The organism is Streptomyces africanus (assembly GCF_030816955.1).
Taxonomy (GTDB): domain Bacteria; phylum Actinomycetota; class Actinomycetes; order Streptomycetales; family Streptomycetaceae; genus Streptomyces; species Streptomyces africanus.
In genome coordinates this window covers 228,600-254,316 of record NZ_JAUSYP010000001.1, presented here as the reverse complement: position 1 = coordinate 254,316, position 25,717 = coordinate 228,600, and the positions used below count along the sequence as shown (strand labels likewise).

Genomic DNA, 25,717 nt, shown 5'->3' with positions numbered 1-25,717 from the left:
GCGCCGGGGATTGCTGAGAGAGCCGCATGGACTCCACACCCTCGCCCTCGTCCTCTTCGGCGTTCGACCTGGTCAGCAGCGCCCTGGGGCGCTACATCCCGCGCGGTGGAGCGGCGGCGGCCGGCGGTCCTGCCGACGCGCAGGGCGAGCGCACCCCGCGCCGGCCCGTACCCGACCCCCCGGCGACCGGCCGTCAGGAGCAGATCCTCGGCGCGGTCAACCTGGACGGGGACCTGATCATCACCCGCTGCAATCTGGACGCACCCGTCTTCACGGGTCTGGACGCCGTGGCCGGGAAGCCGTTCGTCGACCTCCTGCCCCCCGGCGACGTACCGACGGTCACCCGGCGGTTGCGGCAGGTCCTGGAGACCGGTGAGGCGCACGTCGCCCGGATCCAGCGCCTGCGGCGCGGCGACGGGTCGGAGCTGGTGGTCTCGATGAGCATCCTGCCCGCCGCGGCGCCCGAGGAGGGCCTGACCGTCTCCGTGATCGCCATGGCGAGGAGACTGCACCTCTACGCCGCCGAGACCGCGATCGGAACCTCGCTGGACATCGGCGAGACCGCCCAGTCGCTGGCGGAGTCGCTGTTGGCCTGGGGAGACGTGGCCGCCGTCGACCTCGACTTCGCCGTGTGGACGGGGGAGGGAGTCACCGGGCAGACGAAGGGGCCCATCCGGCTGCGGCGGGCGGCCCTGGTGCCGGACCGGGCGTGGCCCGAGGGCTACGTGACTCCGGGCGACGACCTTCCCGGAGACGCCAGTCGCCTGCTGGCCCAGGCGGTACTGCGGGACGACGTCCCCCAGACCATCGTCATACCCGACCGGGAGGCGGTCGAGCGGGTGTTCGCCAGTCCACGCGTCGTGCGTGCCCTGGTGCCCGGTGAACGGTCGGCGGGTGTGGCGTGCATCCCCCTGGTCCTGGACGGCGAGCCGCCCGTCGTCCTGGGCGTGGCGGAGGTCTGGCGGCGGGCGGACTGCCCCTTCCGCGACAACGAGCTGTTCGACCTGCAGGAACTGGTGGCCAGGACCGCCCATCACGTCGACCTGGCGCGTCAGCACCAGCGCGAGCACAGGCAGGTGCTGGCGTTGCAGCGTCGCCTCCTGCCCCGGACCGGCGGCGGCACCGTCCAGATCGCCAGCGTCTACCAGCCGGCCACCCCCGACAGCGCGGGCGTCGGCGGGGACTGGGTGAACAGCTTTCCGCTGCCGGACGGCCGTACCGCGCTGGTGGTCGGCGACGTCGTCGGGCACGGCCTGGGAGCCGCGGCGACCATGGGCCAGCTGAGCATGGAGGCCCGCGCGCTGCTGTCCGCCGGGCTCGCGCCCGACGAGGTACTGGAGCACCTGGACGAGACCGTGACGCTGCTGGACGACGCGGAGTCCGGGCTGGCGGCCGGCTACAGCGCGCTTGGTTCGACGTGCTGCATCGCCCTCTACGACCCGGTCAGCCACCAGGTGGCGCTGTCCAGCGCCGGCCACCTCCCACCGGTGCTGGTCTCCCCGGACGGGCACGCGGGCCCGCTCGCGGTCCGACCGCACCCCGGCCTGGGCGCCGAGTTCGCTCTGCGGGAGCCATTCGACGTACACGTGTTCGACGCGCCCCCGGGCTCCCTGCTCGCCCTCTACACCGACGGCCTGGTGGAGGATCCGGCCGTGTCGATCGACGAGGGCATCGCCAGGCTGGCGGACGCCGTATCCACGGTGCACCCCTGGGACGCCCTGCAGCAGGCCGCACGGCACGTCGTCTCCGCGCTGGCGCCCGCGCCCCAGCGCGACGATGTGACCCTGCTGATCGCACGGATGATCGGCTACCGCAAGGGGGACACCGCGACCTGGCGGCTGCCCGCCCGCCAGGACGCCCCCGCCCGGGCCCGCGCGCAGGTCTCCGCGCTGCTGAGGCAATGGCGCACCAGGGACGACACCCGGGACAGCGTCGTGCTGCTGGTCAGCGAGCTGGTCACGAACGCGGTGCGGTTCGCCGCCGGTCCCCTCACGGTACGGCTGATCAGGACTGGTCACGGCCTGCTGTGCGAGGTGGGCGACACCGGCAACGGCAGGCCACGCCTGAGGCGGGGCGGCCTGCTCGACGACGGCGGTCGGGGCCTCGGCATCGTGCACAGGCTCACCACCCGGTGGGGGGTGCGGTGGACGGACACCGGGAAGGTGGTCTGGGCGGAAGTCGCTACAGCCACTCCCCTTCCAGGGCGGTGGCGGTGAGACCCGGGGCCGCCGCGTACAGAACGGCGCGGTCGCCGGGCTTCAGCCGCCCGGCGTCATGCGCCCGCCGCAGGATGTCGAAGACGGCGGCACCTCCGCGGTTGCCGCTGGTGTAGCTGTCCCGGCTGTAGTCCAGCAGCCCCGACGGCCACGCGTCGGGCATCGTCTGCTCCATGTACTCCAGCACCCGGGTCCCGCCGGGGTGCGCGAGCAGAACGTCGGGGTGCCAGGAGTCGGGCTCGTCCTGGTAACGGACGCGCAGCCACTCCCACATCGCGGTGACCGTCTCCTGCACGGCGCGCGGCCCGCGCCGGTCCATCACGAAGTGGGTGCCGTCCGCCCGCGTCTCCAGGCGGTGCAGGTCCTGGGTGCCGGGCAGGGTGTGGTGCCAGGCGGCGTCCAGCCGCAGTACCGACTCGGGCCTCGGGCGGCCCGTGACCACCGCGGCGACCGCGGTGTCCGCGAACAGCAACCGGACGATCAGCGACTCGAGGGTGTCGTCCGCGGGCTGGTAGGTCGTGCTCAGCGCCTCCGCGATGACGATCAGGACCACCCGGTCGGGATCGGCGGCCACGAGATCCGCCGCCAGCGCCAGGGAACGGGTGCCGGCGATACAGGCCCACTGCGTCGCCGGCAGCATCATCACGTCGCTGCGGAGCGGAAGCCTGTTGGCCAGGGCGATGTCCAGACCCGGCAGCGCCGGGGTGGTGGAGTGGCTGGTGATCACGCAGTCGACGTCCGCGGCGTCCAGCCCGGCACTCTGCAGGGCCCCGCGCGCCGCACGCTCCCCGTAGGACTGCACGGCCTCCCAGGCCGGCGCCGTGCGCTCCTGGACGGTCTGCGGCGCGGGTATGGTCTCGAGGGCGGCGATCACACGGTCCACGTCCTGCTGGGTGAACCCGCCGCGCGTCAGCGCCTGTTGGGCCGGCTCGACGCCGACAGCCCGCAGGCCGCCGCCGGTGCCGGGTGCGACGGCGGTCTCCAGCGGCAGCATCCACCCGCGGGTCTCGATGCCCGTACTGGCCGCGATGCCGTCGACCCGCGGCGCCCACGCCGCGTGCGGGTGCCGGTCGCTCACCTCTGCCACGATCTGGCTGGTCGTTACGGGGTGTTCGCCGTGTATCACGGTAGGAGGGCAGAGGTAAGCGGCCATATTGGGGCGCCTTTCAAGGGGGAAACAGGGGAACGTCGCTAGTGCTGTGTCTTGGGTCACTTTGGAACTCCGCGCCCAGAGAACATCGATGAGCTCTACTTGGGGCGTCGATGTCCGTTTCGAGCATGGAGGCTAAATGGACATTTCCGCTGTGATGGACGCAACTTAGGCGCCTTGAGTCGAGTGATACGGCACACACCGCCGCATCGAGCTGCAAGGCCCGGGGCGCAACTTTCGGGACACCTCGCGCATCAAACGTGTATGAGCCCTCAGCGCACGGTGTTCGGGGCAGTACTGGCTGCCTTGGTGCTCGCCCTGGTGCCCAGCGCGCCCAGTGCGGTCGCCGTAGGCGGCGATCCCTCTGTGACACCGTCCCCCTTGCCGACTCAGGCGTACGTGACGATCAGCGCCGACGAGCAGATCAACGTGGGGTCGTCGGGGGAGCGGTCGGTCACCGTCGGCTGGATGTTCTGGGACGGCGGGGCGCAGGTCCCCGTTCCCGCGAACGACTCTCTCGTCATCGACGCCCGTGACCTGGCGGGCATCGCGAGCGTCACGGCCGACGACCCGAGGTGCGCGGCAGAGGGGCGGGTCGTCACCTGCGTCAACAAGGAGGCCTCGCAGAGCCGTTCGGTCGAGTTCACCCTTCGAGCGGACGCGGGCGCCGCACCCGGCGGCAGCGGCACGATCACGTACACCCTCACCGCCGACCGTGCCACCGGCGCCACTGCGAAGGCGAAGGTGGTCGCAGGCACCCCGAACCTGGTCGTCGGCAGGGTGCCGGACGTGACGCACGCCGGCATCGGTTCCCGGATCAGTGTGCCGCTCCGGCTGCGCAACACCGGGGATCTGGCCACTGACCGGCGCATCATGCTGCGCTGGGAATCGGTGGGCGGTCTGGTCTTCGACCGCAAGTTCTCCAACTGTGCCTACGGCGAAGGCGATGAACCCGGCGAACCCGGCAGCCGGACATCCGTCACGTGCGTCTTCACGGCCTCCTCGGACTCCGTGCCCGCGGGAGGCACCGTGAAGCTGAGCAGCCCCCTGACGGCCACGGTCGGCAAGCGTGTCCTGACCGCCGTGACCGACTACTCGGTCAGGCTGCTGAAGCCGCGCGAACAACCCGGCGGCGGCAGTCACCAGGGCACCGGGCCGGCGCTCACCCTGGTACGGGCGTCCGGAGCGGGAGGCGGATTCGAGCACGGTGCCGAGGGCCGGTTCACCGTCGGGGCCGACAACTCCGCGGATCTCGCGGCCGATGCCACGGCACAGCGGGGCCGCAGGGCGGGCGAATGGATCCTGGACATCAACGCCGTGAACCACGGGCCGGCCTCCGCGTACGGGATCGACGACAAGCCCGTCGCCGTGGTCGACGTCGTCCTGCCCAAGGGTGTGGTCGCGACCGGAACCGCTCACACGGAGGAGGAGGACAGCCCGTACGGCCCCTGCCTTCTCCGGATCAGCAGCACCACGACCGCGCCTTTCGAGGCAGGCCACCGGCATTACGTGTGCACCGTGCCGTTCGGTGTCGCCGCCGGCAAGAGCCAGCTGTTCGAACTGTGGGTGAAGTCGGCCGAGGGCTACGACGACGCCAAGGGCAGGGCGACCGTGCGTCCCGGCCCGGCCGGCATCCCCCTGCACGACCCGGACGCCTCCAACGACAGCATCGCCTTCGCCATCGGCACGCCGGCCACACCGACGGCGGCGACACCGTCAGGCGACACTATGAACGCCACGGGCCGCACGCTCATCGCGACCGCAGCCGGGGCTGTTCTGCTGGGCGCCGCCGTCCTCGTCGTCCGCCGCCGCGGGCGTACCCGCTGAAACGCTGAGCCGGCTGATCTGCGGTGTCGGTGCCACGTCGGAGCGCTGTCGGGGGCTGTAGGTGGCCCGTCGGTGAGGGCTGGCACCTTTCGAGAGGCGGCCGGCCGGAGTTCACCGGGCGGCCCGATCCCGAAGGAGCCACCATGCACACCTCAGTCACGATCATCGGCGCCGGACTCGGCGGACTCACGCTGGCCCGCGTCTTACACGTCCACGGCATCCCGGTCACGGTCTACGAGGCGGAGTCCTCGCCGTCGGCACGCGCGCAGGGCGGATTGCTCGACATACACGACTACAACGGGCAGCTCGCACTCAAAGCGGCCGGTCTGATGGACGAGTTCCACGCCATCGTTCTGGAGGGCCGCCAGGCGATGCGGATCCTCGACCGGGACGGGACCGTCCTGGTCGACCAACCCGACGACGGCATGGGCGGACGCCCCGAGGTGCAGCGCGGCGACCTGCGACAGGTCCTGCTCGACTCGCTCCCGGCGGACACCGTGCGGTGGGGGCACAAGGTCAGTCGCACCCGGGCCCTGGGCGACGGGCGCCACGAGGTGACGTTCGCCGACGGCGCCACCGTCGTCACCCGCCTGCTGGTCGGCGCGGACGGCGCGTGGTCACGGGTCCGGCCCCTGCTGTCCACCGCCACACCCGAGTACATCGGCAAATCGGTCGTCGAGACCTATCTGTTCGACGCGGGCACGCGGCACCCGGCCGCCGCGAAAGCAGTCGGCGGCGGGATGCTGATGGCCCCTTCGCCGGGCAGGGAGATCTTCGCGCACCGGGAAAAGGACGACACTCTGCACGCCTACGTGGGGCTGTCCGAGCCGCAGGACTGGTTCGCCGCCATCGATTTCGCCGACGCCGACAAGGCCACCGCGCGGATCGCGCAGGAATTCGACGGCTGGGCGCCGGAGCTCACCGCGCTGATCACCGACAGCGACGTCGCGCCGGTCGTGCGCCCCCTCTACGCTCTGCCGGCCGGGCACCGGTGGGAGAGGGTGCCGGGGGTGACCCTGCTCGGCGACGCCGCCCACCTCGCGGCGCCCAACGGCGAGGGTGCCAACCTGGCCATGCTCGACGGCGCCGAACTCGGTGGAGCCCTCGCCGCGCACCCCGACGACATCGAGGCGGCGCTCACCGAGTACGAGCAGGCCATGTTCCCCCGCAGCGCCGAGACCGTCACCGACCAGATGCCCGAGGTCGACGCCCACGGCCTGATCGAATGGTTCGCTGAGAAGAGCCAATGAGCGGCTCGGGCCCTCAGCTCAGCGGGGAGTCAGTCCGCGCTCCTGGGCCGCCGCTCCGAAGTAGTCGCCACCCTTGCGCCTGGCGTCGTCGGTGCCCCAGGCCTGCTCGTCGTCGGCAGCGGAACGGTCCGCACTGGTGGTGTTCTGCCGCAGCGGCGCTCTGACCAGCCTCGGTATGTGCTTCGAGCAGTGGATGTACGCCTCTTCGACCTCGATCTCCACCCACATGTGCGGGCGGCGGCCGGGTACGGGATCGACCGGCAGGTCCGGAATCCTCTGGCGCATGCTGTCATCGGTGACCAACTGGGCCCGGCCGTTGACATGGAGGCCGATACGGTCCTGGGAAAAGTCGATCATCAGCATGCCGATGTGCGGGTTCTCCCGGATGTTGCCGAGCGAGGCCATGACGCCGTTCCCGCGGTACTCCGGGTAGGCCAGAGTCGCGTCGTCGAGTACCCGGAGAAACCCCGGTGGGCCCGCCCGGAAGGTGCTGTCGCACTCGCCGTGACGATCGGAGGTCGCGAGGAAGAACATCTCCTGGCGGGCCACGAACTCCTGCATCCGGGGGTTGAGCCGGTCCAGCACCTGCTCGTCGTAGAACCGGTCGGCGCGGCCGACCGTGCCCAACTCCTGCTGGATCTGGTGTTCGCCGTGGCTGCCGGGTCGGTCTGCCCGTTCATCGTGGTGCAACGGTCCTCCTCCAGGGATTTCGGCAGGGCGGGAGTTCGCCCTCGTGACTGATTTCGTCACCTGGCAGGCCGAAAATCGCCACCGGCCATGGCTGACAGACTAGGACCTGTTCCCCAGTGATCGACTTCGGGTCGTCGTGAGCCAGGCCGCCGCAGCGACGACGTCGCTGCGGCGGCCTGGCTCAGGGGGGCACTTGGGATGATCGCATCGACGGCGAGGTCACATCACGCGACGGCCGTTCCCTCGAGCTCGACCAGCTGGCCGGGGATCGCCAGGCGCGTCACCCCGAGCATCGTGGTGGTCGGCGCCACCCCGGCGGCGCCCAGCCGCCCCGCCAGCACGCCGTAGTGCTGGAAGAGCAGATCGACGTCGGTCGTGTAGACGTTGAGCCGGACGACGTTCGCGAGGGACATGCCGGCCTCGCCGAGCACGGCCTCCAGGTTGTCGATGCTCAGCGCCAACTGCGCCGCCATGTCACCGTCGTGCTGGGGCTTGCCCTCCTCGCTCATCGCGGTCTGTCCCGAGATGTACAGGGTCCGGGTGTGCCCGGAGACGACCTCCCCCTGGTTGAATCCCAAGTCCATGGACCAGGTCACCGGGTTGACCGCCGTTCGTTCCACTGCCACGTCAGCTCCGTTCGAATCATCGGAAGTACGTACGGCCATCGGCTCGGCAGCCGCCGGCGTCGCCGTCGTGTCAACGAGCCTCGCAGCGAATCACGACATCCTCAGTCATGTATTCCGATAGAGTTTTCGCATGCGTGCCGACCGGTTGGTCTCGCTGGTGCTGCTGCTGCGTCAGCGCGGTCGGCTGACCGCGGACACGCTGGCCCGCGAGCTGGAGGTGTCCACCCGCACCGTGCTGCGCGACATCGAGGCGCTGTCCGCCGCAGGCGTCCCGGTCTACGCCGAACGCGGCCGGCACGGCGGTTTCGCCCTGTCGCCCGGTTTCCGGACCGAGCTCACGGGTCTGAACCACGACGAGGCCCTTGCCCTGCTGACCGCCGGACCGGGGCGCGGCGAGCAGGTGTTCGGCCTCGGCTCGGCTCTCGCCTCGGCCATGCGGAAGGTGGTCGACGCGCTGCCCGAAGGCCACCGGGCCACCGCGAGCGACGCGGCCCGGCGTTTTCTCGTCGACCCGGAGACCGACCTGCTCGCACGTCGGCTGGTCACCGAAGAGGTACCCGACACCACCATGATCGAGGTCCGGCGCGCGGTGCTCGCCGGCCACAAGCTGCGCATCCACTACGCGGCCACGGGCCGGCCCCCGCAGTGGCGCACGGTGGATCCGATCGGCCTGGTCACCGTACGCGACCGGGTCTACCTGCTGGCCACGAGATCCGGCGCGGACCGCACCTACCGGCTGTCGCGGGTGCTGGCCGCCGAGGAACTCCCCGAACCGGCACAGCGGCCGGACCGGGTCGATCTGGACCGGATCTGGCGGGAACGCTCCGCGCGGTTTCTCTCCGGCCGCGACCACATCACCGTGCTGGCCCGGGTGGACCCGGCGCGACGGGAGGACCTGCTGGACACCGCAGTGGCCGTCCGCGCGGAAGAACCCGACGCAGACGGCTGGTTGCGGCTGGAGGTGACCTTCCAGGACGCACGACACGCCGAATGGGCGCTGTGGCAGCTCGGCACGGACGCGGAAGCCCTCACCCCGCAGTCGTTGCGCACCTCCCTGCGCGACCGCGCCGCCGCGATCGCCACCCGCTACGGAGATCCATCCTGAGCGCGAGATGCCCTATCGGCTGACCTAGGCTGTGGATCATGCCGGATGACTCCCCTCTGATACAGAGTCTGCGTACCGCCGTCGCCGCCGCTCCCGCCGATGTACCCCTGCGGTTGCATCTGGCCCAGCTCCTGCTGGAGGCGGGCCGGTCGGAGGCCGCCATCGCTGAGGCGGCCGTGGCCCTTCAGCACGCGCCGGGTGACGTTCAGGCCCGTGACCTGATGGCCCGGGCGATGGGCGCGCCGGCCCCGGCGCCGTCGCAACCCCCGGACCAGCGGGCGGGGTTCGACTGGCGAGCCGCCGAGGAGCAGGTCGGGGACGTGGTGCCGCCGCGGTTCGTCGAGGCGCCGGTCCGCGCGGACGGACAGGACGACCCCGGCGACGCCGACGCGTGGGACGTGGAGACGCCCGGTGCGGTGCGGCTGGCCGACGTCGGCGGTATGCAGGAGGTCAAGGACCGCCTGGAGGCCGCGTTCCTCGCGCCGCTGCGCAACCCCGAGCTGCGCAAGCTGTACGGCAAGAGCCTGCGCGGCGGGCTGTTGCTGTACGGGCCGCCCGGCTGCGGAAAGACGTTCATCGCCCGCGCGGTCGCCGGGGAACTCGGCGCCGCGTTCCTGTCGGTGTCGGTCAACGACGTGCTCGACATGTGGATCGGCAACTCCGAGCGCAACATGCACGAGGTCTTCGAGACCGCCCGCCGCCAGGCGCCCTGCGTGGTCTTCCTGGACGAGCTGGACGCGCTCGGCGCCAAGCGCAGCCGCACCGCGCACAGCGGCATGCGCAACACGGTCAACCAGCTGCTCACCGAGCTGGACGGCATCGACTCGGCGGCGAACGAGGGCGTGTTCGTCCTGGCCGCCACGAACGTGCCCTGGGACGTGGACAACGCCCTGCGCCGTCCCGGCCGGCTGGACCGGACGATCCTGGTCCTGCCGCCCGACGGGCCGGCCCGGGAGGCGATCCTCCGCTACCACCTGCGGGAGAGGCCCATCGAGAACGTCGACCTGGGCAAGCTGGTCAAGGCCACGGACGGCCTGTCGGGCGCGGACCTGGCCCATGTCTGCGAGGCGGCGGCCGAGCGGGCGCTGCTGGACTCGGCGCGCACCGGGACGGTCCGCTTGATCGGTATGAAGGACTTGCTGGCCGCCGCGAAGGAGGTCGTCCCGTCCGCCGAGCCGTGGTTCGCCTCCGCGCGGAACGTGGCGATGTTCGCCAACGAGGGCGGGATGTACGACGACCTGGTGGCGTACCTGAAGAAGAGGCGCAAGCTGTGACCGCGACCGTGCACCCCGCCGTGGAGCGGGCCGACCTGCTCATCGACCTGAAACGGTACGAGGAGGCCCGCGAGCTGCTGGCGCGGCGGCTCGCGGAGGACCCGGAGGACGTCCGGGCCTGGGTCAAACTCGCCCGCAGCCATCTCGGGGACGAGAAGGACGGGCCGAAGGCCCTGGAGGCGACGGAACGGGCGCTGGCGCTGGACTCCGCGGACACCGGGGCGCTCGTCATGCACGCGCACGCCCTGCGCGCCGCAGGCCGCTTTCTGGAGACCGAGGGCGTACTGCGCGAGGTGATCCGCCTCGCCCCCGACCACTGGTACGGGTACGCACTGCTCGCCAACTGGCTCTGGCGCATCCGGGCGATCCGCTCCGGGCAGGCCAACGGCGGCCAGGTCAGGCGCGAGGATCAGGACGCCGCCCTGCGGGAGGCCGGCGAACTCGCCCAGGAGGCCATCCGGCTGGGCCCCGAGGAGGTGTTCGCCTACGAGGTGGCCTGGCTGATCGCCGACATGGCGGGCAACCGGACCGTCGCCGATCAGCTCGACGAGGCCATCCTGCGGCTCGACCCGCAGCACGAGCAGGCCCTGGCCCGGCGGACGAAGAAGGCGGCGACCGCTCCCGGCGTCAACGCGGCGCAGGCGGCCACCCTGTACGCCGACGCACTGGCCGCCGCCCCCGACTCCGCGCCGATGCGCAGCGGCCTGGACGACGCCTCCTACCGTCTGCTGCGCGGCATCCGCTGGCTGGCCCTGCTCTGCCTCGCACTCGCCGGTGTCGGCATCGACCTGTTCGCGACGGAGGGCCAGACCGAGCGGGAGCTGCCGCTGCCACTGGGCCAGCGGCTCTGGGACCTCGTCCCCATGACCGTCGTCTGGACCCTGGGCGCACTGCAGAGGTACCGGCGGCTGCGCACCGGCGTCCGGGTCAATCTGCGCTCGCTGCTCCGCCGCCGCACCTGGCCCCGCATCGTCCTGGCCCAGGCATCCTGGGCCATGGCATGCGCCCTGCTCATCACCCAGTTCCCGTGGACGGACCGCACGGTCCCGCAGGTACTGTTCTGGGCCGGCCTGCTGCCGACGGTGGCGACGATCTGGTTCGACCGGCGCAAGAACGGCTGAACGGGCCTGGTCAGCCGTACATCGCGACACGGTGGAGAGTCGCGAGCGCGTCGTCGATGGGATGGGGCTGCGGCTTGCCCGACGAGTCGAGCCTGTTCCACCTCTGCAGGTTCACCGCGACGGACATCTGCCGCTTGCCGTCGGCTCGGATCATGGCCAGCGTTCCAGCGCCCCAGACCGTGCCGCCATGGCCCCAGAAGGTGTCCTGACCGGGAGCCTCCACCGGGTGCAGGCCGAGGCCGTAGTCGATCGTCTTCCCCTCTTGGGAGACGACCGGGACGGTGTGCTGCATCTGCGCCAGCGACGGCCGGCTGACGATCTCCCCGGCCAGCAGCATGGCGAAGAAGCGGTTGAGGTCCGCGACGGTCGATATCAGCGAGGCGGTCGGCCCCACCCATGACATGTCGTAGACGCTGTAGTCGCGCGGCGGGTCGATCATGCCGAACCACGCCTCGTAGATCCGAGAGTGCGGTCCTTCGACGTGCGGGTCGTCGGGGAACCCGGTGTCCCGGAGCCCGGCGCGCTCGATGACGTTCCGGGTGATGTACCGCTCGGCCGTCGTGCCGGTCACGTGTTCCAGGAGTTCGCCGAGGAGCAGGTAGTTGGTGTTGGAGTACACCCCCGGAGTGCCGCCCGGGGCGCCGACGGCAGGTGCGGTGACCCCCATCTCGATCAGTTCGGCGGGGTCGAACCGTGTGAACCGGTGGTCGTCCAGGCTCTCGGGCCCGGTGTCCGCGAGGGCGGGGAACGCCTTGAGGGAGGGGTAGGCGTACGGGAGGTACTCGGCGAGACCGCTGGTGTGGTTGATCAGCATCCGGACCGTGATCGCGTCACCGCGTCGCCCGGGAACCAGCTTCGGAAGGTACCGGCCGATCGGCTCGTCGAGGCCGATCCGACCGCTCTCGACCTGCTGCAGAATCGCCGCCGCGGTGAAGGTCTTGGTGATGCTGCCGACGCGGTGCCGCATGTCGGCGGTGACGGGTCGGCCGGTGGCGACATCGGCGACCCCGGCGGCGCCGCGCCAGACCTCGTCGCCGTCACGCACCTCGGCGAACAGGCCCGGCATGCCGGCGCTGTGGACGTCTTCCAAGGCGGCGTTCAGCTTCGCCGGATCCAGTGGGTTCCTCATGACATGCGTCCTTTCGTCTTCGCCGGGACGTCGCTCGGCAGGCTCATGTCCTCATTATGCACGCACCGCGTGCAACGGTGGGTGCATGAGTTAGGCTGAATCTCGACGAAAGAGGGTGAGATGGCAGGCCGAAGGCGCTGGTCGACCGATGAGATCCTGGACGCGGCGGCGGAGCTGCTGCGGACGAGCGACGCCGAGTCCTTCAGCGTGCGCAAGCTCGCCGCGGCGCTCGGGACCGACTCCTCCAGCCTCTACCGGCACTTCCGCAGCAAGACCGAACTGCTGCGCGCGGTCGCCGACCGGATCCTGATGGCCGCCATGGACGGCTACCGCCCCGAGGGTGACTGGAAGCAGCGCATCACCGCCCTGGCCCTGCGCGTGAGGGAGGCCTTCGGCCGGCAGCCCCAGCTCGCCGCGGTCTGGGGACGCTACGCGTCAAGCGGCGCCGGTTCCCGGCTGGTCATGGAAGAGGTGCTGCAGGCCCTGCGCGCGTCCGGCCTGCCCGACGAGGAGATCCCGGCGCGTTACCACCGGCTCGCGGTCCTCATCGCCGCCTTGATCGCCTCCGAGGCCGGCGGCAGCACCATCACTCCCGAGGAGCACGAACAGGGCATGGAGCTGTTCCGCGTCGCGGTACTCGGCGCCGACCCCGAACGCTTCCCCGCCCTGGCCCACTTCGCCCGCGACGTCCGCCCCCTCGGTGCGGACCGCCGCGCCGCGTTCGAGGAGATCCTCGCCGCCCAGCTCGCCGACATCGAGGCCGCAGGCCGGCGCAGTTAGCCCTTCGACACCGCCGCCATGGAGAGCACGCTATGTTCGAGAGGCTGTGCCGCCATCGGGCGGTGAGTTCGCGGACGAGGAGGCGGCGTGGCGGTCCTGCTGTATTACCCGCTGGTGAAGCCGCCGACTGAGATCCTGCACCAGGCGCTGCTGTACTGGGACGGCATCGCGTCCATCGTGCCGCAGGACCGCCGGGAGTACGACGTCGCCGTGCCCGCGGAGCTGCACGAGCTGCGGGAGCGGCGTCTGTACACGCCCCTCACCTTCGGCCGGGGCGATATGGAAGAGCTGGACGACCCCGAATGGCGCCAGGACCGCGGCCTGAGTTCCCGCGTTCTGCTGGAGGAACTGCGCAGGATGGCTGCCCCCCCGACGCGCCAGCAGCTGTCCTTCCCGGACGCGTACCTCTACGGTTCGAAAATGAGCCTCTGGCTGGAGCGGGAACTCCTCTCACTCCGCCTGGCCCGGCGGTACCGGCGGCACTTCTGGAGCCTCGTCGTCCCGCAGGAGGTTCAGCAACTGGTCATCGGCACGCTCGCCCGCGAGATCGCCGCCGACCGCCGGGTCTCGTACGTACCCTGTACCGACCGCGCGGACGCGCACGCCTGGGCCCTGCGCCCGGCCGGCGCGGACCGGCTGCCCGCCTGGGAACTGGAGCTCGGCAAGCTGCTGCCGGTGCCCGTCCCCGGCACCCCGACCGCCGACGTCGTCGCCTTCCGCGAGCGATACGCCGATGAGCGGCACCGCCTGATGCGGGCTCTGCACCGCATGCTCGGGGACCTCCGCCGCGACTACGAGCACCCCGCCGACGTCCTGGCCCAGTTGCGCCGGGAGATCGACGAGTCCGTCGAGAACTACCGGGCGGCGGCCAGGAGCAGCAGGATGGCGTGGGTCGAGCGCTCAGTGACGGTGACCCTGGCCCTCGCGGCCGCCGCCGGAAGCGTGGTGCAGCCTGGCCTCACCTGGGTGCTGGGAGCGGTGGGCGGCTACGCGCTGAATGTGGCCACCCGCGAGATCCGCCCGCTCAGCAGGGCCCGCCGGGAGCACGACTTCAGCTACCTGCACCGGGTCGGGGAAACGTTGCCCTGAGGCACGTACGGGCGCCGGCGTCACTCCGCACCGGCTCCGCTTCCAGGTCATGCCCGTTCCACCGGATGCCGGAACACCCCGTGTGAGCGGGTGGGCAATGTGGGAGCGATGCTGCATGCGCAACGTGATCACCGGTGACGGCGGGCCGTGGTCCCGGGCGACCGGAACCAGAGCGGGGGAGGGGCGTGGCGAAGGGACCGTGCCGCACCTACGCAGGGTGTCCAGCGCCCTCGGTGATGCGATCAGCCGGGCGCTGGACGCGGCGGGGCGATGCCCGTGACCGCCGGCACGGCCCCCGCGCGCCCCGCACCGGCGCGTGCGCGCGCGCTGCTCGCCGCCGCCCACGGCGGGCCCGCTCTGGCCGTCACCGCCGTCACGGGCCTGCTGGCACTCCGCGGCGGTCTGCGCCCGCCGGCCGCCGCCGCCGTCACCGCGGCGGTGTTCACCGGCCAGCTCACCATCGGCTGGGGCAACGACCTGCTCGACCTCTCGCGTGATCGCGCCGTGGGCCGCACCGACAAGCCGCTGGCCGTCGGTTCCCTCCCGGTCGGCTGGGTGGCACGCGCCCTCGTCGTGGCCGCTCTCGCCTCCCTCGTGCTGTCCGCGCTCGTCGGCTGGCGCAGCGCACTGGTCAACGTCGTCCTCGCCACCGGCGCGGGCCACGCCTACAACGCCGGGCTCAAGGCGACCCCCTGGTCATGGGTGCCGTACACCTGCGGCTTCGGGATGCTGCCCTCGGTCGTCACCCTCGCCGCCTCGCCCCCTCACTGGGCGCCCTGGTGGATGACCGCGGCCGGTGCCGCGCTCGGCGTCGGTGCGCATCTGCTGAACGTGCTGCCCGACCTCGCCGACGACGAAGCCACCGGGGTCCGCGGCCTGCCGCACCGGATCGGCGAACGCCCCTCGCGCGTTCTGGCCGCCGCGCTGCTCACCGCCGCCTCGGTCCTCGCCGTGACCGGTCCCGCCGGGTCCCCTCCAGCGTGGGCGTGGACCGCCCTGGCGCTGGTCACCGTCCTCGCGGTGCTCACCTGGTTCGGCCGCGGGCGCGCTCCCTTCCGTGCCGCGGTGGTCATCGCCCTGCTCGACGTCGTGCTGCTGACGGTCGCCTGATGGCACCGGCAAGCACCGCTCCGCCCGGCCCCGGCCCGTCTCGCGCCACGACCGCCCCGGCAGCCCCGCCCCAGCTCTTGCGCTCACCGTCACGGTTGAGCTCGCGCTCGGCCTCGGCCGGGTGCTCCCCGCCTCCCACCGCCCCGTTCCAGGAGCCAGCATGACCATGCGCGTCGTCAGCGTCCGCGGCACCCTGCCCGAGCACTGCCACCGGCAGCAGGAGATCACCGAGTCCTTCACCACCACCCTGGTCGGGAACACGGTCGATCGCGGCGTCGTCGAGCGGCTCCACCGCAACGTGTGCGTCGAGACCCGGCACACCGTGCTGCCGCTGGAGGAGTACGGCCGGATCGAGGACTTCGGCCAGTCGAACGACGTCTTCATCCGGGCCGGCGTCGAACTCGGTGGCCGGGCGGTCGTCGACGCGCTCAAGAGCGTCGACCTCACACCGGCCGACGTCGACTACATCGTCTCGTGCACGGTGACCGGCCTCGCCGTGCCCTCCCTGGAGGCCCGGGTCGCGGCGGAGATCGGACTGCGCCCCGACGTGGTGCGCCTGCCCCTCGTCGGCCTCGGCTGCGTCGCCGGCGCGGCCGGCATCGCCCGCCTGGGCGACCTGCTGCGCGGGCGCCCCGACGCCGTCGCGGTGCTGATGTCGGTCGAGTTGTGCTCGCTCACGCTCCAGCGCGACGACACCTCGGTCGCCAACGCCGTGGCGAGCGGCCTGTTCGGGGACGGCGCCGCCGCCGTGGTCGCCGTCGGGCGCGAGCACCCTCTCGCACAGACCGACGACCCCGCCGCTCCCGAAGTGCTCGCCTCGCGCAGCCGCCTCTACCCCGACTCGGAGCGCATGATGGGCTGGGACGTCGGCTCCGGCGGGTTCAGGGTCGTCCTGGACTCCGCGGTCCCCGACCTGGTGCGCCGGCATGTCGGCGACGATGTCCGCGGCTTCCTCGCCGATCACGGGCTGACCGGCAGCGACCTCGACTGGTACGTCGCGCACCCCGGCGGCCCCAAGGTCCTGGAGGCGTTGCAGGACGCCCTCGGCGTCGAGCGGGACGCGCTGGGCGTGACCTGGGACTCGCTGCGCCGGATCGGCAACCTGTCCTCCGCCTCGGTGCTGCACGTCCTGGCGGACACGCTCGCCGACCGACCGCCGCCCCCCGGCTCCTACGGGCTCATGCTCGCCATGGGCCCGGGGTTCTGCTCCGAACTCGTCCTCCTGCGCGCCCCGGGCGGTGGACAGTGAGCAGCGAGGCCTGGTTCACCGTCCTGGTGCTGGCCGTGGGCCTGGAGCGGGTCGCCGAGCTGGCCGTTTCCCGGCGCAACGCCGCCTGGAGCCTCGCGCGGGGCGGTGTGGAGTCCGGGCGGGGGCACTATCCGTTCATGGTGGTGCTGCACACCGGCCTGCTCGTCGGCGCGCTCGTCGAGGTGTGGGTGCGCCGGCCGGACGCCGTCCCGGTCCTGGCCTGGTCGATGCTCGCCCTCGTCGCGCTCGCGCAGGGGCTGCGCTGGTGGTGCATCGCCACGCTGGGCCGGCAGTGGAACACCCGGGTGATCGTCGTACCCGGCGCCGCGCGAGTGACCGGCGGACCCTACCGCTGGATCCCGCACCCGAACTACGTCGCCGTCGCCGTCGAGGGGCTCGCGCTTCCGCTCGTGCACGCGGCCTGGATCACGGCGGTCGTCTTCACCGCGCTCAACGGGCTCTTGCTCGCCACGCGTCTGCGCGCCGAGGACGCTGCCCTGACACGGCTGGCCTGAGGGGGCACGCATGGATCTGCTCGTCGTCGGCGGGGGCCCCGCGGGCCTGGCCACGGCCCTGCACGCGGCCCGGGCGGGGCTCGACGTCACCGTCTGGGAGCAGCGTGCCGGTGTCGTCGACAAGGCGTGCGGCGAGGGCCTGATGCCGGGCGCCGTCGCCGCGTTGGCGGCACTGGGCGTGCGTCCGCCGGGATACGACCTGCGGGGTATCCGGTACGTCGCCGGACCCCGCCGCGTCGACGCCGGCTTCGCCGCGGGCACGGGGCGCGGAGTGCGTCGTACGACGCTGCACGCGCTGCTGCGCGAGGCGGTGCTGGCAGCAGGCGTACGCGTCGACCAGCGCACCGCGCGGCACGTCGAGCAGGACCGGGACGGGGTGGTGGTCGACGGCACCCGCGCCGGCCACCTCGTAGCGGCCGACGGCCTGCACTCGCCGATCCGCCGCGCCCTCGGGCTGAACCGGCCGCGCCGGTCGCCCGCGCGCCACGGGCTGCGGCGCCATTACGCGCTCGCTCCCTGGAGCGACCACGTCGAGGTCCACTGGGCCCGCGAAGCGGAGGCCTACGTGACCCCGGTGGCCGACGACCTCGTGGGCGTCGCGGTGCTCACCTCCGCCCGCCGGCCGTTCGACGACCACCTCATCGCCTTCCCCGAGTTGCGGGAGCGGCTGGCCGGAGCCGGACTCACAGGGCCGGTACGGGGAGCAGGCCCGCTCCGCCAGGTCGCGAGCGCACGCACCGCCGGCCGGGTGCTGCTCGTGGGCGACGCCGCCGGGTACGTCGACGCGCTCACCGGCGAGGGCATCGCGCTGGCCCTCGCGCAGGCGCCTGCCGCGGTGTCGGCCATCACCAGTGGCGACCTGGCTGCCTACGAGCGGGAGTGGCGACGGCTCACCCGACGCTACCGCTGGCTGACGCACGCGCTGCTCGGCGCGACGCGGAAACCCCCGGCCCGAGCAGCGCTGGTGCCCGTGGCGCAACGGCTGCCGTGGCTGTTCTCCGCCACCGTCGCCATGCTGGCGCGCCCGGTCGGCACGCAGGAGTGACACCGGCGGCACGGCACCTCGACTCATCGCACCAGGGATGGCACCGTAAACCACCATGAAGCGGACCGAGTCAGGGCAAACAGTGCGATCGGTGCGCTGGAGGCTCGTACTGGCCAGCACCACCATGCTCTTCGTCGAGCTGGCGCTGATCAGATGGGCGGGTGCCAACGTCGTCCACCTCAGCTACTTCTCGAACTTCATCCTGCTGGGATCGTTCCTTGGCATCGGCATCGGGTTCCTGATCCCCGCCGCGCGCGGACAGTGGCTCAAGCGCTGGACGCCCGTTCCGCTCGCACTCCTGGTCATTCTGGTGCGCGAGTACCCGGTGCAGGTGCGCCAGAGCAGCAGCGAGATCCTCTACTTCACCGCCGTGAAGACCACCGGCCTTCCCGAATGGGTGACGCTGCCGGCCATCTTCCTGCTGACCGCGGTGATCATGGCGGGGATCGGGAAGATCACCGCGGATCTCTTCCGCCGGCTGCCCTCGCTCGACGCCTACCGCTACGACCTGCTCGGCAGCATCACCGGCTCGCTGTCCTTCGCCGTGATGTCCTGGCTGCGCGCTCCCTCGGTCGTGTGGGGCGTACTCGCCGCAGCCGCCCTGCTGGTCCTCGGAGGACGGCGCAACACCCTGCGGTACGGCATTCCCCTCACGGCGATGGTCGCCGCCCTGTTCCTGGAGACGACGACGAGCGGCATCTCCTGGTCGCCCTACTACAAGATCGAGCTCAAACCCTCGCCGACCACCACCCGGACCTGGTACATCTCCGCCAACGGCGTCCCGCACCAGAGCACTGCCCCCCGAGAGGTGCTCCTGCGGAAGGACTCGCCCTACCGTCAGGCGTACGAGCAGACGCCCCGCAACCCGCACAAGCGCGTGCTGATCATCGGCGCCGGGAACGGCAACGACGTCGCGGTGGCGCTCGCGTACGGAGCGCAGCGCGTGGACGCGGTCGAGATCGATCCCCGGCTGCAGGAGATCGGCTCGGACCTGCACCCCGCGAGGCCGTACGACGACCCGAGGGTGCACGTGCACATCGACGACGGGCGCGCCTTCCTGGAGCGGACGAAGACCGAGTACGACCTGATCGTCCTCGCCCTGCCGGACTCGCTGACGCTGGTCGCCGGTGCGAGCAACCTGCGCCTGGAGAGCTACCTGTTCACCCGGCAGGCCTTCGAGGCCGCGCGCGATCACCTGGCGCCGAACGGCGCGTTCGCCATGTACAACTACTACCGCGAGAGCTGGCTGGTCGACCGCTTCGCGGGGAGCCTCGACCACGTCTACGGTCACGCCCCCTGCATGACGACGTTCAAGCGGAACGCGGCCGTGCTGGTGGCCGGGATGACGCCCGACGACCAGTCCTGCGCGAAGACCTGGCAGCCCAGCGGCGCGGTCCCGGCGGCCGCGAGCGACGACCACCCCTTCCCGTACCTGCTGCACCGCAGCATCCCCACGCTCTACCTGGGCGCCCTGGGCGCGATCCTGCTGGTGACGCTCCTGTCGGTACGCCTGACCGGGGTGCGCGTGCGCAGCACGCTCCGCTACACCGACATGTTCCTGCTGGGTGCGGCCTTCCTGCTGCTCGAAACGAAGAACGTGATCGGCTTCGCCCTCTACTTCGGTACGACCTGGCTGGTCAACGCCCTCGTCTTCTTCGGAGTCCTCGTCGCCGTCCTCGCGGCGGTGGAGGTCAGGCGCAGGCTGCGGAAGGTCAACCAACTGCTGCTGCAAGTGCTGCTCTTCGGCTCCCTCGCGGTGGTCTGGCTCGTCCCCACGGGCGCGGTGCTGTCCCTGCCCTTCGCCGCCCGGCTCGCCGCCGCCATCGCCCTGGCCTTCACCCCGATCTTCTGCGCCAACCTCATCTTCTCGGACCGACTCGCCCTCGCCCCGGACCCGACCTCCGCGTTCGGCGCGAACCTGCTGGGCGCGATGACCGGGGGCGCGATCGAATACCTCGCCCTGGTGACGGGCTATCAGGCACTGCTCCTGGTCGTCGCCGCCCTGTACCTCGGGGCGTTCGCCGCCATGCGCTTCGCGGGGCGGGAACAGACGGTTGTCACCTTCGCACCGCCGCCTGTGAGCCGACGGTGATGCCCAGCCGCTCCGCCACGGTGGTGAGTGCTGCTCCCAGCGGGAGCGAGACCCGCGTGAAGGCGTGCCGGTCGCCCCTGGTCGGCTCCCGGTTGACGATCAGCACCGGCTTGCTGTCCTGAGCCGCCTGGCGGACGAAGCGGAGCCCCGACATCACCGTCAGTGAGGAGCCGAGGACCAGCAGCGAGGCCGACGCACGGACCAGTTCGCGGCAGTGCTCGACCCGTCGGGGCGGAACGTTCTCACCGAAGAACACCACGTCCGGTTTGAGGATGCCGCCGCAGCTCGCGCAGGGCACCACGCGGAAGTCCGCGACCTGCGCGTCGGTGAGGTCGGCGTCACCGTCCGGGTTGATTCCGGCGGCCACGGGCGCGAAGCCCGGATTGGCCTCCTCCAGCCGCTCGGCGAGTTCGCGGCGCGGGCTGAAGGCGCCACAGGCCAGGCAGACGACCCGGGCCAGGCTTCCGTGGAGTTCCACCACGTCCTCGCTGCCGGCGGCCTGGTGCAGGCCGTCGACGTTCTGGGTGATGACCCCCGAGAGCAGGCCGTGCCGCCCGAAAGCTGCCACGGCCCGGTGCCCGGCGTTGGCGCGGGCGCGGCCGAAGGTGCGCCAGCCGAGATGGCTGCGCGCCCAGTACCGGCGCCGGGCCCGGGCACTGGCGGTGAAGTCCTGGTAGGTCATCGGAGTGTGCCGGCTGAGGCTCCCGCCCTCGCCCCGGTAGTCGGGAATGCCCGACTCCGTGGAGATGCCCGCTCCGCTGAGCACCAGCACACCGCCGGTGCTCAGCGCATCGGCGACCGGCTCCGGATCCGTGGTGGCCGGCGGCAGGTCCTCGGTAGGCGTCCAGCTCAGAGTCGGGCGCATGCGCATGCCGTCAGGGTACGGCGTGAGCTGAACGGCAGTTGGCGGGCAATCGTCTTTTCTGTGATCACGTGGACAGACCACAGTCTCCTGCGCGCAAGGTTCTCCCCGCACGATCGGCAAGTCCTCGTCATCAACCAAGGAAGTGGTTGTGAGAACGCACCGCACTCCGCGCAGGACCGCCGCCCTCGCCCTGGGCACCGCCCTGCTCGCCCTCCATACCCCCGCGCCGGCCGGGGCCGACGACGGGGGACTGCCGACGGTCACGCCCGTCAGCGAGACCCCCGCCCTCTACGACGACGAGGCGGGCGGCAACTCCGACGCGGACGACCCGGCGATCTGGCGCAACCCGGCCGACCCCGCCCGCAGCCTCGTCATCGCGACCGCCAAGGAGGGCGGCCTGCGGGTGTACGACCTGGGCGCCCGCCTGGTGCAGTCGCTGCCCGCGCCCCGTCCGCCCGCCGAGGACGACGCCCCGGGCCGGTACAACAACGTCGACCTCGTCACGGGACTGCGCACCTCCACCGGCCGGGCCGACGTCGCCGTGGTCAGCGACCGCGGCAACGACCGGCTGCGGATCTACCGCATCGACCCGTCGCGGCCCGGCGGCCCGCTGACCGACATCACCGACCCGGCGGCCGCCCCGGTCTTCTCCACCGACCAGGCCGAGATCAACGACCAGCGCACCGCCTACGGCCTCGCGACCTGGCAGGACAAGTCCACCGGGCGTTCCTACGCCCTGGTGAGCCGACGGGAGCGAACCCGCCTCGCGCTGGTCGAGCTGAAGCCGACCGCGAGCGGGACCGTCACGTACCAGAACGTCCGCACACTCGACCTGCCCGCGTCCTTCCGCCTCCCGAACGGCACCACCTGGTCCCCCTGCGCGGAGCCCGGCGAGCTCCCGCAGGTCGAGGGCATGGTGGTGGACCCCGCCACCGGCACGCTCTACGCCGGCCAGGAGGACATCGGCATCTGGCGCATCCGCGCCGACCTCACCGGCAGGCCGGTCCTGGTGGACAAGGTCCGCGAGTTCGGCGTCCCCGGCGTCTACGACGAGGAGACCGAGGAGTGCGCGGCGGGGGCCGACCCCGGCTACGGCGGTGACCGGCTGTCCGCCGATGTCGAGGGCCTGACCCTGCTCCAGGAGCCCGACGGGGACGGCTACCTGCTCGCCTCCAGCCAGGGCGACGACACCTTCGCCCTGTACGACCGCGAGGTGAGCGAGGACAACGAGTACGAAGGCGGCTTCCGCGTCAAAGCGGCCTCGGCGACCCTCGACGGGGCGCAGGAGTGCGACGGCGCGGCCGTCCTGAACGCCCCGCTCGGCAGCCGCTACCCGAACGGCCTCCTGGTCGTCCAGGACGGTCACGAGACACCCGAGGCCCCCGACGGCGAGGGCGGCACGCGCACCGCGACCGGCTTCAAGTTCGTCGACCTGGGCGAGGTGGTGGACGCCACCGACCTCTGAGCCCCAGAGGTGCGAAGACCCCGTGGTGTCCGTGCGGCGCCACCACGCGACTCATGGCGTGCGGAACTGCTCGACCAGCGCCGCGTATCCGCTGGCGCCGTGACCGGCCGTCACCGCTCGCTCGGCCAGCGCCTTGACGAGCCTCGGCAGCTGGGTGTTGACGCCGAGCGACTCGCTCTCCTCGACCACGTGCGCCATCGCCGCCAGGTGGGTGTCGACCGTGCCGTCGTCGGCCGGGTAGCTGCCGTCGTCGGCCTGCCGCGCGTAGTCCGGCAGCCAGCCGGCCACCGTGCCGACCGCCCTCCGCGCGATGGGGAGGTATGCCGTGGCGGACACACCGGCGGTGCCGAGGATCGCGACGCCGTTGAGGAAGCCGTCGAGCATGCCCCACATGAGGACCAGCGTGGCCATCTCGTACGTGGCCGACAGCCCGGGGTCGTCGCCGAGGTGTAAACCCGTGCCGAGACCGCCCAACGTGGCCTCGTGGGCGTCGTACAGGGGTCGCGGCCCGCTGTAGACGAGCACCGCGTCGGCCGTCCCCACCGCATCCGGGACGGCCATGATCCCGCCGTCGAGGTAGCCGCCGCCGCGGCGCGCCACCTCCTCGGCGAGCGCTCGGGCACGCGAGGGCGTGCCCGAGGTCAGGTTCACCACGATCCGGCCGTCGAGCGGTCCGTCGAGGACGTCCGTCACGGCGTCGTAGTCCGAGACGCAGACCACCACGAGCGGAGCGGCCGCGATCGCGGCGGCCGGTGACCCGGCGAGCGTCGCGCCCCGGGCCACGAGGTCGTCTGCCTTGGCCGTCGTGCGGTTCCACACGGTCGTCGGGTGTCCTGCGCGCAGGAACGCCCCGGCGAGAGCGCCGCCCATCAGTCCGAGGCCCAGAACCGTGACGGGTGTGCCGGTGTGCATCATGTGCTCCCTCTCTGGTCGGTGGCACAATCGTCAACGTTCACACCGGTATGAAGGTCAAGGGGCGATGCGCATGCTGATCGGGGAGCTGAGCCGGCGGACCGGGGTGAACCCGCACCAACTGCGGTACTACGAGGCGCAGGGCCTGCTGGTGCCGGACCGCGGCGGCAACGGCTACCGCGTGTACGGCGACGACGCCGTGCTGACCGTGGCCCAGATCAGGAAACTGCTCGACGCCGGGCTGTCGACCGAGGAGATCGGGTACCTCCAGCCGTGCGTCGCCGGCGCGGCCCCCGATCTGACGCCCTGTCCGGAGACCCTGGACCTGCTGCGGGCGCGCATCGCCGGACTGGACGAGCAGATCGACACGCTCGTCGAGTCCCGCCGGACACTGCGGGAGTACCTGGCGGCCACGGAACGGCGCCTGCCGGGACACTAGTCGCGGGCCGCCTGGCGGGGGAGCCGGGTGGCCAGGGCCGTGGCGCTGCGTGCCAGGGGCGTGGTCGTGATCCCCGCGACGGTGGTGCGGCCGGCGATGTAGGCGTCGAGACGGCGCCAGGCCGGAGCCAGGCGGGTCAGGGCGGTGTGGACGAGGCCGGGGTTGCGGGCGAAGAGGTTCATCAGCGTGCCACTGGCTCGCATTTCGGTGCCGAGGATGTCATCGACCTCTCGTCCGTAGCGGTCGGCGATGGCGCCGGCCTCCGCGTCGTCGGCGGCGGTGACGAGACGGGCGGCGGCATGACCCGCCAGGTCTCCTGAACACAGTGCGTAGGAGATGCCTTCCCGGGACCAGTGGTCGACGAGAGCGGCGGCGTCACCGGCGACGAGCACGCGGCCGCGGGCCGAGCAGTCCGTGGCGGGTGAGGAAGTCCTCCTTGTAGGCGAGGAGGGCGGCGGGGTTGCCACGGGCGGCCACCACTCCGGCGGTGCAGACGTCCCTTTTTGGGGAAGACCCACCCGAAGGAACCCGGCAGAGGCCCCCACTCCATCAGCACACGGCCGCGCCATCGGCCGGCCGTCCGTTCGTCGACCGGCACTTCGACCTCCAGGGCGAGGTCGACCTGGGCGCACCGCACCCCGACGTACCGGGCGACTCTGCTGGCGCTGCCGTCGGCGCCGACGACGGCCCGGGCGCGGAGCGTGTCACCGTGGTTGGTCCTCACGGTGACGGTGCCGCCCTGCTGCTCCAGGGCGGTCAGCGCGGTGCTGTCCCGGACCTCCGCTCCCGCCGCCGCGGCGACCTCGGTCAGCGCCGCGTCGAGTTCGCTGCGGTAGACCATGGCGATGGTCGGGGAACCGGTCGGCCCAGTCCAGCGGGTGGCCCGCGCAGTGCAGCGCCGCCACGTGGGTGTGGGACGCCAGCGTGTGGTCCGTGTCCCGCAGCAGGGAGGGCACGACCGCCGTGTCGGTGTGGCCGTGCGCGGTGAGCGTGGCCTGCACCGGGTGGGACAGCACGCACCTGTGACCCCTCTCCCGCCAGCCACCGGGCCAGACGGCCGGCCGCGGACCGCAGGGCCACGGGCGTGCCGACGGACAGCGGGAACAGCCGCAGCACTTCCTCACCCCTGGCCGGCGCTTCGAGGATTATCGGCGTCGAGACCGCGAAGGCGGGGTGGTGTCGCGACCCCGGTTCGCGCTCCCACCGCCGTGTCGGCAGGATGGGACGATGACCGAGATCCGCACACCCCGTCTCCTCCTGCGCCGATGGCTTGACGACGACCTCGTCCCCCTGTCCGAGATCCAGGCCGATCCGGTGGTGATGCGGGGCGTCGGCGACGGCAGGCCGCGCTCGTTGGAACAGACGGCCGAGGACATCGAGGCGTGGGAAGAGGAGTGGGACGAGGAAGGCTTCGGGGTGTTCGCGGTCGAGCTCCTGGGCTCCGGTGAGTTGGCGGGAGCCGTCGGACTGTCCGTGGCCGTCACTCCGGCCGAGGTCGCCGGCCAGGTGACGATCAGCTGGCGGCTCGGGCGGGTGTTCTGGGGGCAGGGCTACGCCTCCGAAGCGGCGCACGCCACCCTGGAGTTCGCGCTGCAGGACCGCGGCCTCGACCGCGTGGCCGCCGTGTGCCGGACGGGCGACAGGGCCTCCGCGAACGTCCTCGGCAAACTCGGCATGCAGGCGGAAGGCACCGCGCAAGACCCGGTCCACGGCCACGACCTGGCGGTCTACGGCATCGACCTCACGCAGTACCAGGAGTAACACCCGG

23 protein-coding genes and 1 pseudogene are annotated in these 25,717 nt (G+C 72.0%); 16 read left to right on the top strand and 8 right to left on the bottom strand.

Annotated elements, in window-relative coordinates; all coding sequences use genetic code 11:
• Positions 1 to 26: 26 nt before the first annotated feature.
• Entirely contained in the window at positions 27 to 2,216 is a 2,190-nt protein-coding gene (locus tag QF034_RS01475; RefSeq protein WP_307173157.1) for an ATP-binding SpoIIE family protein phosphatase, read from the top strand.
• Here the strand turns inward: QF034_RS01475 and QF034_RS01470 are convergent.
• The gene (locus tag QF034_RS01470) at positions 2,182 to 3,369 is read right to left on the bottom strand and encodes a beta-ketoacyl-[acyl-carrier-protein] synthase family protein (protein WP_307173156.1); all 1,188 of its coding nucleotides are present in this window, start codon (positions 3,367 to 3,369) and stop codon (positions 2,182 to 2,184) included. The genes QF034_RS01475 and QF034_RS01470 overlap by 35 nt on opposite strands.
• A gap of 396 nt (positions 3,370 to 3,765) precedes the next feature.
• Here QF034_RS01470 and QF034_RS01465 point away from each other — a divergent pair, with 396 nt between their 5' ends.
• The gene (locus QF034_RS01465; RefSeq protein WP_307173155.1) at positions 3,766 to 5,193 is read left to right on the top strand and encodes a COG1361 family protein; all 1,428 of its coding nucleotides are present in this window, start codon (positions 3,766 to 3,768) and stop codon (positions 5,191 to 5,193) included.
• Positions 5,194 to 5,336: 143 nt separating this feature from the next.
• Positions 5,337 to 6,443: an FAD-dependent oxidoreductase gene (locus QF034_RS01460; RefSeq protein WP_307173154.1), complete on the top strand. Its 1,107-nt coding sequence runs from the start codon at positions 5,337 to 5,339 to the stop codon at positions 6,441 to 6,443.
• A gap of 18 nt (positions 6,444 to 6,461) precedes the next feature.
• Here QF034_RS01460 and QF034_RS01455 read toward each other — a convergent pair whose 3' ends face one another.
• Together QF034_RS01455 and QF034_RS01450 are read right to left on the bottom strand one after the other, a co-directional pair.
• On the bottom strand, positions 6,462 to 7,133 hold the full coding sequence (locus QF034_RS01455) for a pyridoxamine 5'-phosphate oxidase family protein (protein WP_307173153.1): 672 nt from the start codon (positions 7,131 to 7,133) through the stop codon (positions 6,462 to 6,464).
• A gap of 224 nt (positions 7,134 to 7,357) precedes the next feature.
• On the bottom strand, positions 7,358 to 7,753 hold the full coding sequence (locus QF034_RS01450; protein ID WP_307179771.1) for a RidA family protein: 396 nt from the start codon (positions 7,751 to 7,753) through the stop codon (positions 7,358 to 7,360).
• Positions 7,754 to 7,889: 136 nt separating this feature from the next.
• Here QF034_RS01450 and QF034_RS01445 point away from each other — a divergent pair, with 136 nt between their 5' ends.
• Genes QF034_RS01445 through QF034_RS01435 form a run of 3 tightly spaced genes read left to right on the top strand, consistent with a single transcriptional unit; the run spans position 7,890 to position 11,259 of the window.
• Complete coding sequence (locus QF034_RS01445; RefSeq protein ID WP_307173152.1) at positions 7,890 to 8,864, top strand: helix-turn-helix transcriptional regulator; 975 nt, start codon at positions 7,890 to 7,892, stop codon at positions 8,862 to 8,864.
• A 38-nt stretch (positions 8,865 to 8,902) separates the two neighbouring features.
• A complete protein-coding gene (locus QF034_RS01440; RefSeq protein WP_307173151.1) occupies positions 8,903 to 10,138 on the top strand; it encodes an ATP-binding protein in 1,236 nt (411 codons plus the stop codon).
• The gene (locus QF034_RS01435) at positions 10,135 to 11,259 is read left to right on the top strand and encodes a tetratricopeptide repeat protein (protein ID WP_307173150.1); all 1,125 of its coding nucleotides are present in this window, start codon (positions 10,135 to 10,137) and stop codon (positions 11,257 to 11,259) included. The genes QF034_RS01440 and QF034_RS01435 overlap by 4 nt, the downstream gene beginning before the upstream one ends.
• A gap of 10 nt (positions 11,260 to 11,269) precedes the next feature.
• Here QF034_RS01435 and QF034_RS01430 read toward each other — a convergent pair whose 3' ends face one another.
• Positions 11,270 to 12,388 carry a serine hydrolase domain-containing protein gene (locus QF034_RS01430; RefSeq protein WP_307173149.1) on the bottom strand — a complete coding sequence of 373 codons (1,119 nt, stop codon included), beginning with the start codon at positions 12,386 to 12,388 and terminating at the stop codon, positions 11,270 to 11,272.
• A 120-nt stretch (positions 12,389 to 12,508) separates the two neighbouring features.
• Between QF034_RS01430 and QF034_RS01425 the strand changes: the two genes are divergently transcribed.
• The 7 genes from QF034_RS01425 (at position 12,509) to QF034_RS01395 (ending at position 20,268) form a co-directional block, all read left to right on the top strand.
• Positions 12,509 to 13,168: a TetR/AcrR family transcriptional regulator gene (locus QF034_RS01425; protein WP_307173148.1), complete on the top strand. Its 660-nt coding sequence runs from the start codon at positions 12,509 to 12,511 to the stop codon at positions 13,166 to 13,168.
• An 87-nt stretch (positions 13,169 to 13,255) separates the two neighbouring features.
• Positions 13,256 to 14,257 carry a DUF6236 family protein gene (locus QF034_RS01420; RefSeq protein ID WP_307173147.1) on the top strand — a complete coding sequence of 334 codons (1,002 nt, stop codon included), beginning with the start codon at positions 13,256 to 13,258 and terminating at the stop codon, positions 14,255 to 14,257.
• Between the two features lie 270 nt (positions 14,258 to 14,527).
• Positions 14,528 to 15,367 carry a UbiA family prenyltransferase gene (locus tag QF034_RS01415; RefSeq protein WP_307173146.1) on the top strand — a complete coding sequence of 280 codons (840 nt, stop codon included), beginning with the start codon at positions 14,528 to 14,530 and terminating at the stop codon, positions 15,365 to 15,367.
• A gap of 160 nt (positions 15,368 to 15,527) precedes the next feature.
• Positions 15,528 to 16,616, top strand: coding sequence for a type III polyketide synthase (locus QF034_RS01410; protein ID WP_307173145.1), 1,089 nt, complete (start codon positions 15,528 to 15,530; stop codon positions 16,614 to 16,616).
• Positions 16,613 to 17,131 carry an isoprenylcysteine carboxyl methyltransferase family protein gene (locus tag QF034_RS01405; protein ID WP_307173144.1) on the top strand — a complete coding sequence of 173 codons (519 nt, stop codon included), beginning with the start codon at positions 16,613 to 16,615 and terminating at the stop codon, positions 17,129 to 17,131. Before QF034_RS01410 ends, QF034_RS01405 begins: the two co-directional genes overlap by 4 nt.
• A 10-nt stretch (positions 17,132 to 17,141) precedes the next feature.
• Positions 17,142 to 18,176 carry an NAD(P)/FAD-dependent oxidoreductase gene (locus QF034_RS01400; RefSeq protein ID WP_307173143.1) on the top strand — a complete coding sequence of 345 codons (1,035 nt, stop codon included), beginning with the start codon at positions 17,142 to 17,144 and terminating at the stop codon, positions 18,174 to 18,176.
• Between the two features lie 91 nt (positions 18,177 to 18,267).
• Complete coding sequence (locus QF034_RS01395) at positions 18,268 to 20,268, top strand: spermidine synthase (protein WP_307173142.1); 2,001 nt, start codon at positions 18,268 to 18,270, stop codon at positions 20,266 to 20,268.
• Here the strand turns inward: QF034_RS01395 and QF034_RS01390 are convergent.
• Positions 20,234 to 21,139 (bottom strand): NAD-dependent protein deacetylase, encoded by a 906-nt coding sequence (locus QF034_RS01390; protein WP_307173141.1) that lies wholly within the window; start codon positions 21,137 to 21,139, stop codon positions 20,234 to 20,236. The two genes, QF034_RS01395 and QF034_RS01390, sit on opposite strands and share 35 nt — an antisense overlap.
• A 142-nt stretch (positions 21,140 to 21,281) precedes the next feature.
• On the opposite strand from QF034_RS01390, the gene QF034_RS01385 reads away from it, so the two are divergent.
• Positions 21,282 to 22,598: a phytase gene (locus QF034_RS01385; RefSeq protein WP_307173140.1), complete on the top strand. Its 1,317-nt coding sequence runs from the start codon at positions 21,282 to 21,284 to the stop codon at positions 22,596 to 22,598.
• A gap of 51 nt (positions 22,599 to 22,649) precedes the next feature.
• Here QF034_RS01385 and QF034_RS01380 read toward each other — a convergent pair whose 3' ends face one another.
• Positions 22,650 to 23,510, bottom strand: a complete 861-nt coding sequence (locus QF034_RS01380) for an NAD(P)-dependent oxidoreductase (protein ID WP_370880757.1) — start codon at positions 23,508 to 23,510, stop codon at positions 22,650 to 22,652.
• 73 nt (positions 23,511 to 23,583) lie between these two features.
• Here QF034_RS01380 and QF034_RS01375 point away from each other — a divergent pair, with 73 nt between their 5' ends.
• Positions 23,584 to 23,949, top strand: coding sequence for a MerR family transcriptional regulator (locus QF034_RS01375; RefSeq protein WP_307179770.1), 366 nt, complete (start codon positions 23,584 to 23,586; stop codon positions 23,947 to 23,949).
• Here QF034_RS01375 and QF034_RS01370 read toward each other — a convergent pair.
• Both QF034_RS01370 and QF034_RS41405 read right to left on the bottom strand, forming a co-directional pair.
• Entirely contained in the window at positions 23,946 to 24,416 is a 471-nt protein-coding gene (locus tag QF034_RS01370) for a hypothetical protein (protein WP_307173138.1), read from the bottom strand. The two genes, QF034_RS01375 and QF034_RS01370, sit on opposite strands and share 4 nt — an antisense overlap.
• A gap of 140 nt (positions 24,417 to 24,556) precedes the next feature.
• Positions 24,557 to 24,808: pseudogene (locus QF034_RS41405) on the bottom strand (NAD(P)/FAD-dependent oxidoreductase); the annotation flags it as partial.
• A gap of 368 nt (positions 24,809 to 25,176) precedes the next feature.
• Between QF034_RS41405 and QF034_RS01365 the strand changes: the two are divergent.
• On the top strand, positions 25,177 to 25,710 hold the full coding sequence (locus QF034_RS01365; protein WP_307173137.1) for a GNAT family N-acetyltransferase: 534 nt from the start codon (positions 25,177 to 25,179) through the stop codon (positions 25,708 to 25,710).
• Positions 25,711 to 25,717 lie beyond the last annotated feature (7 nt).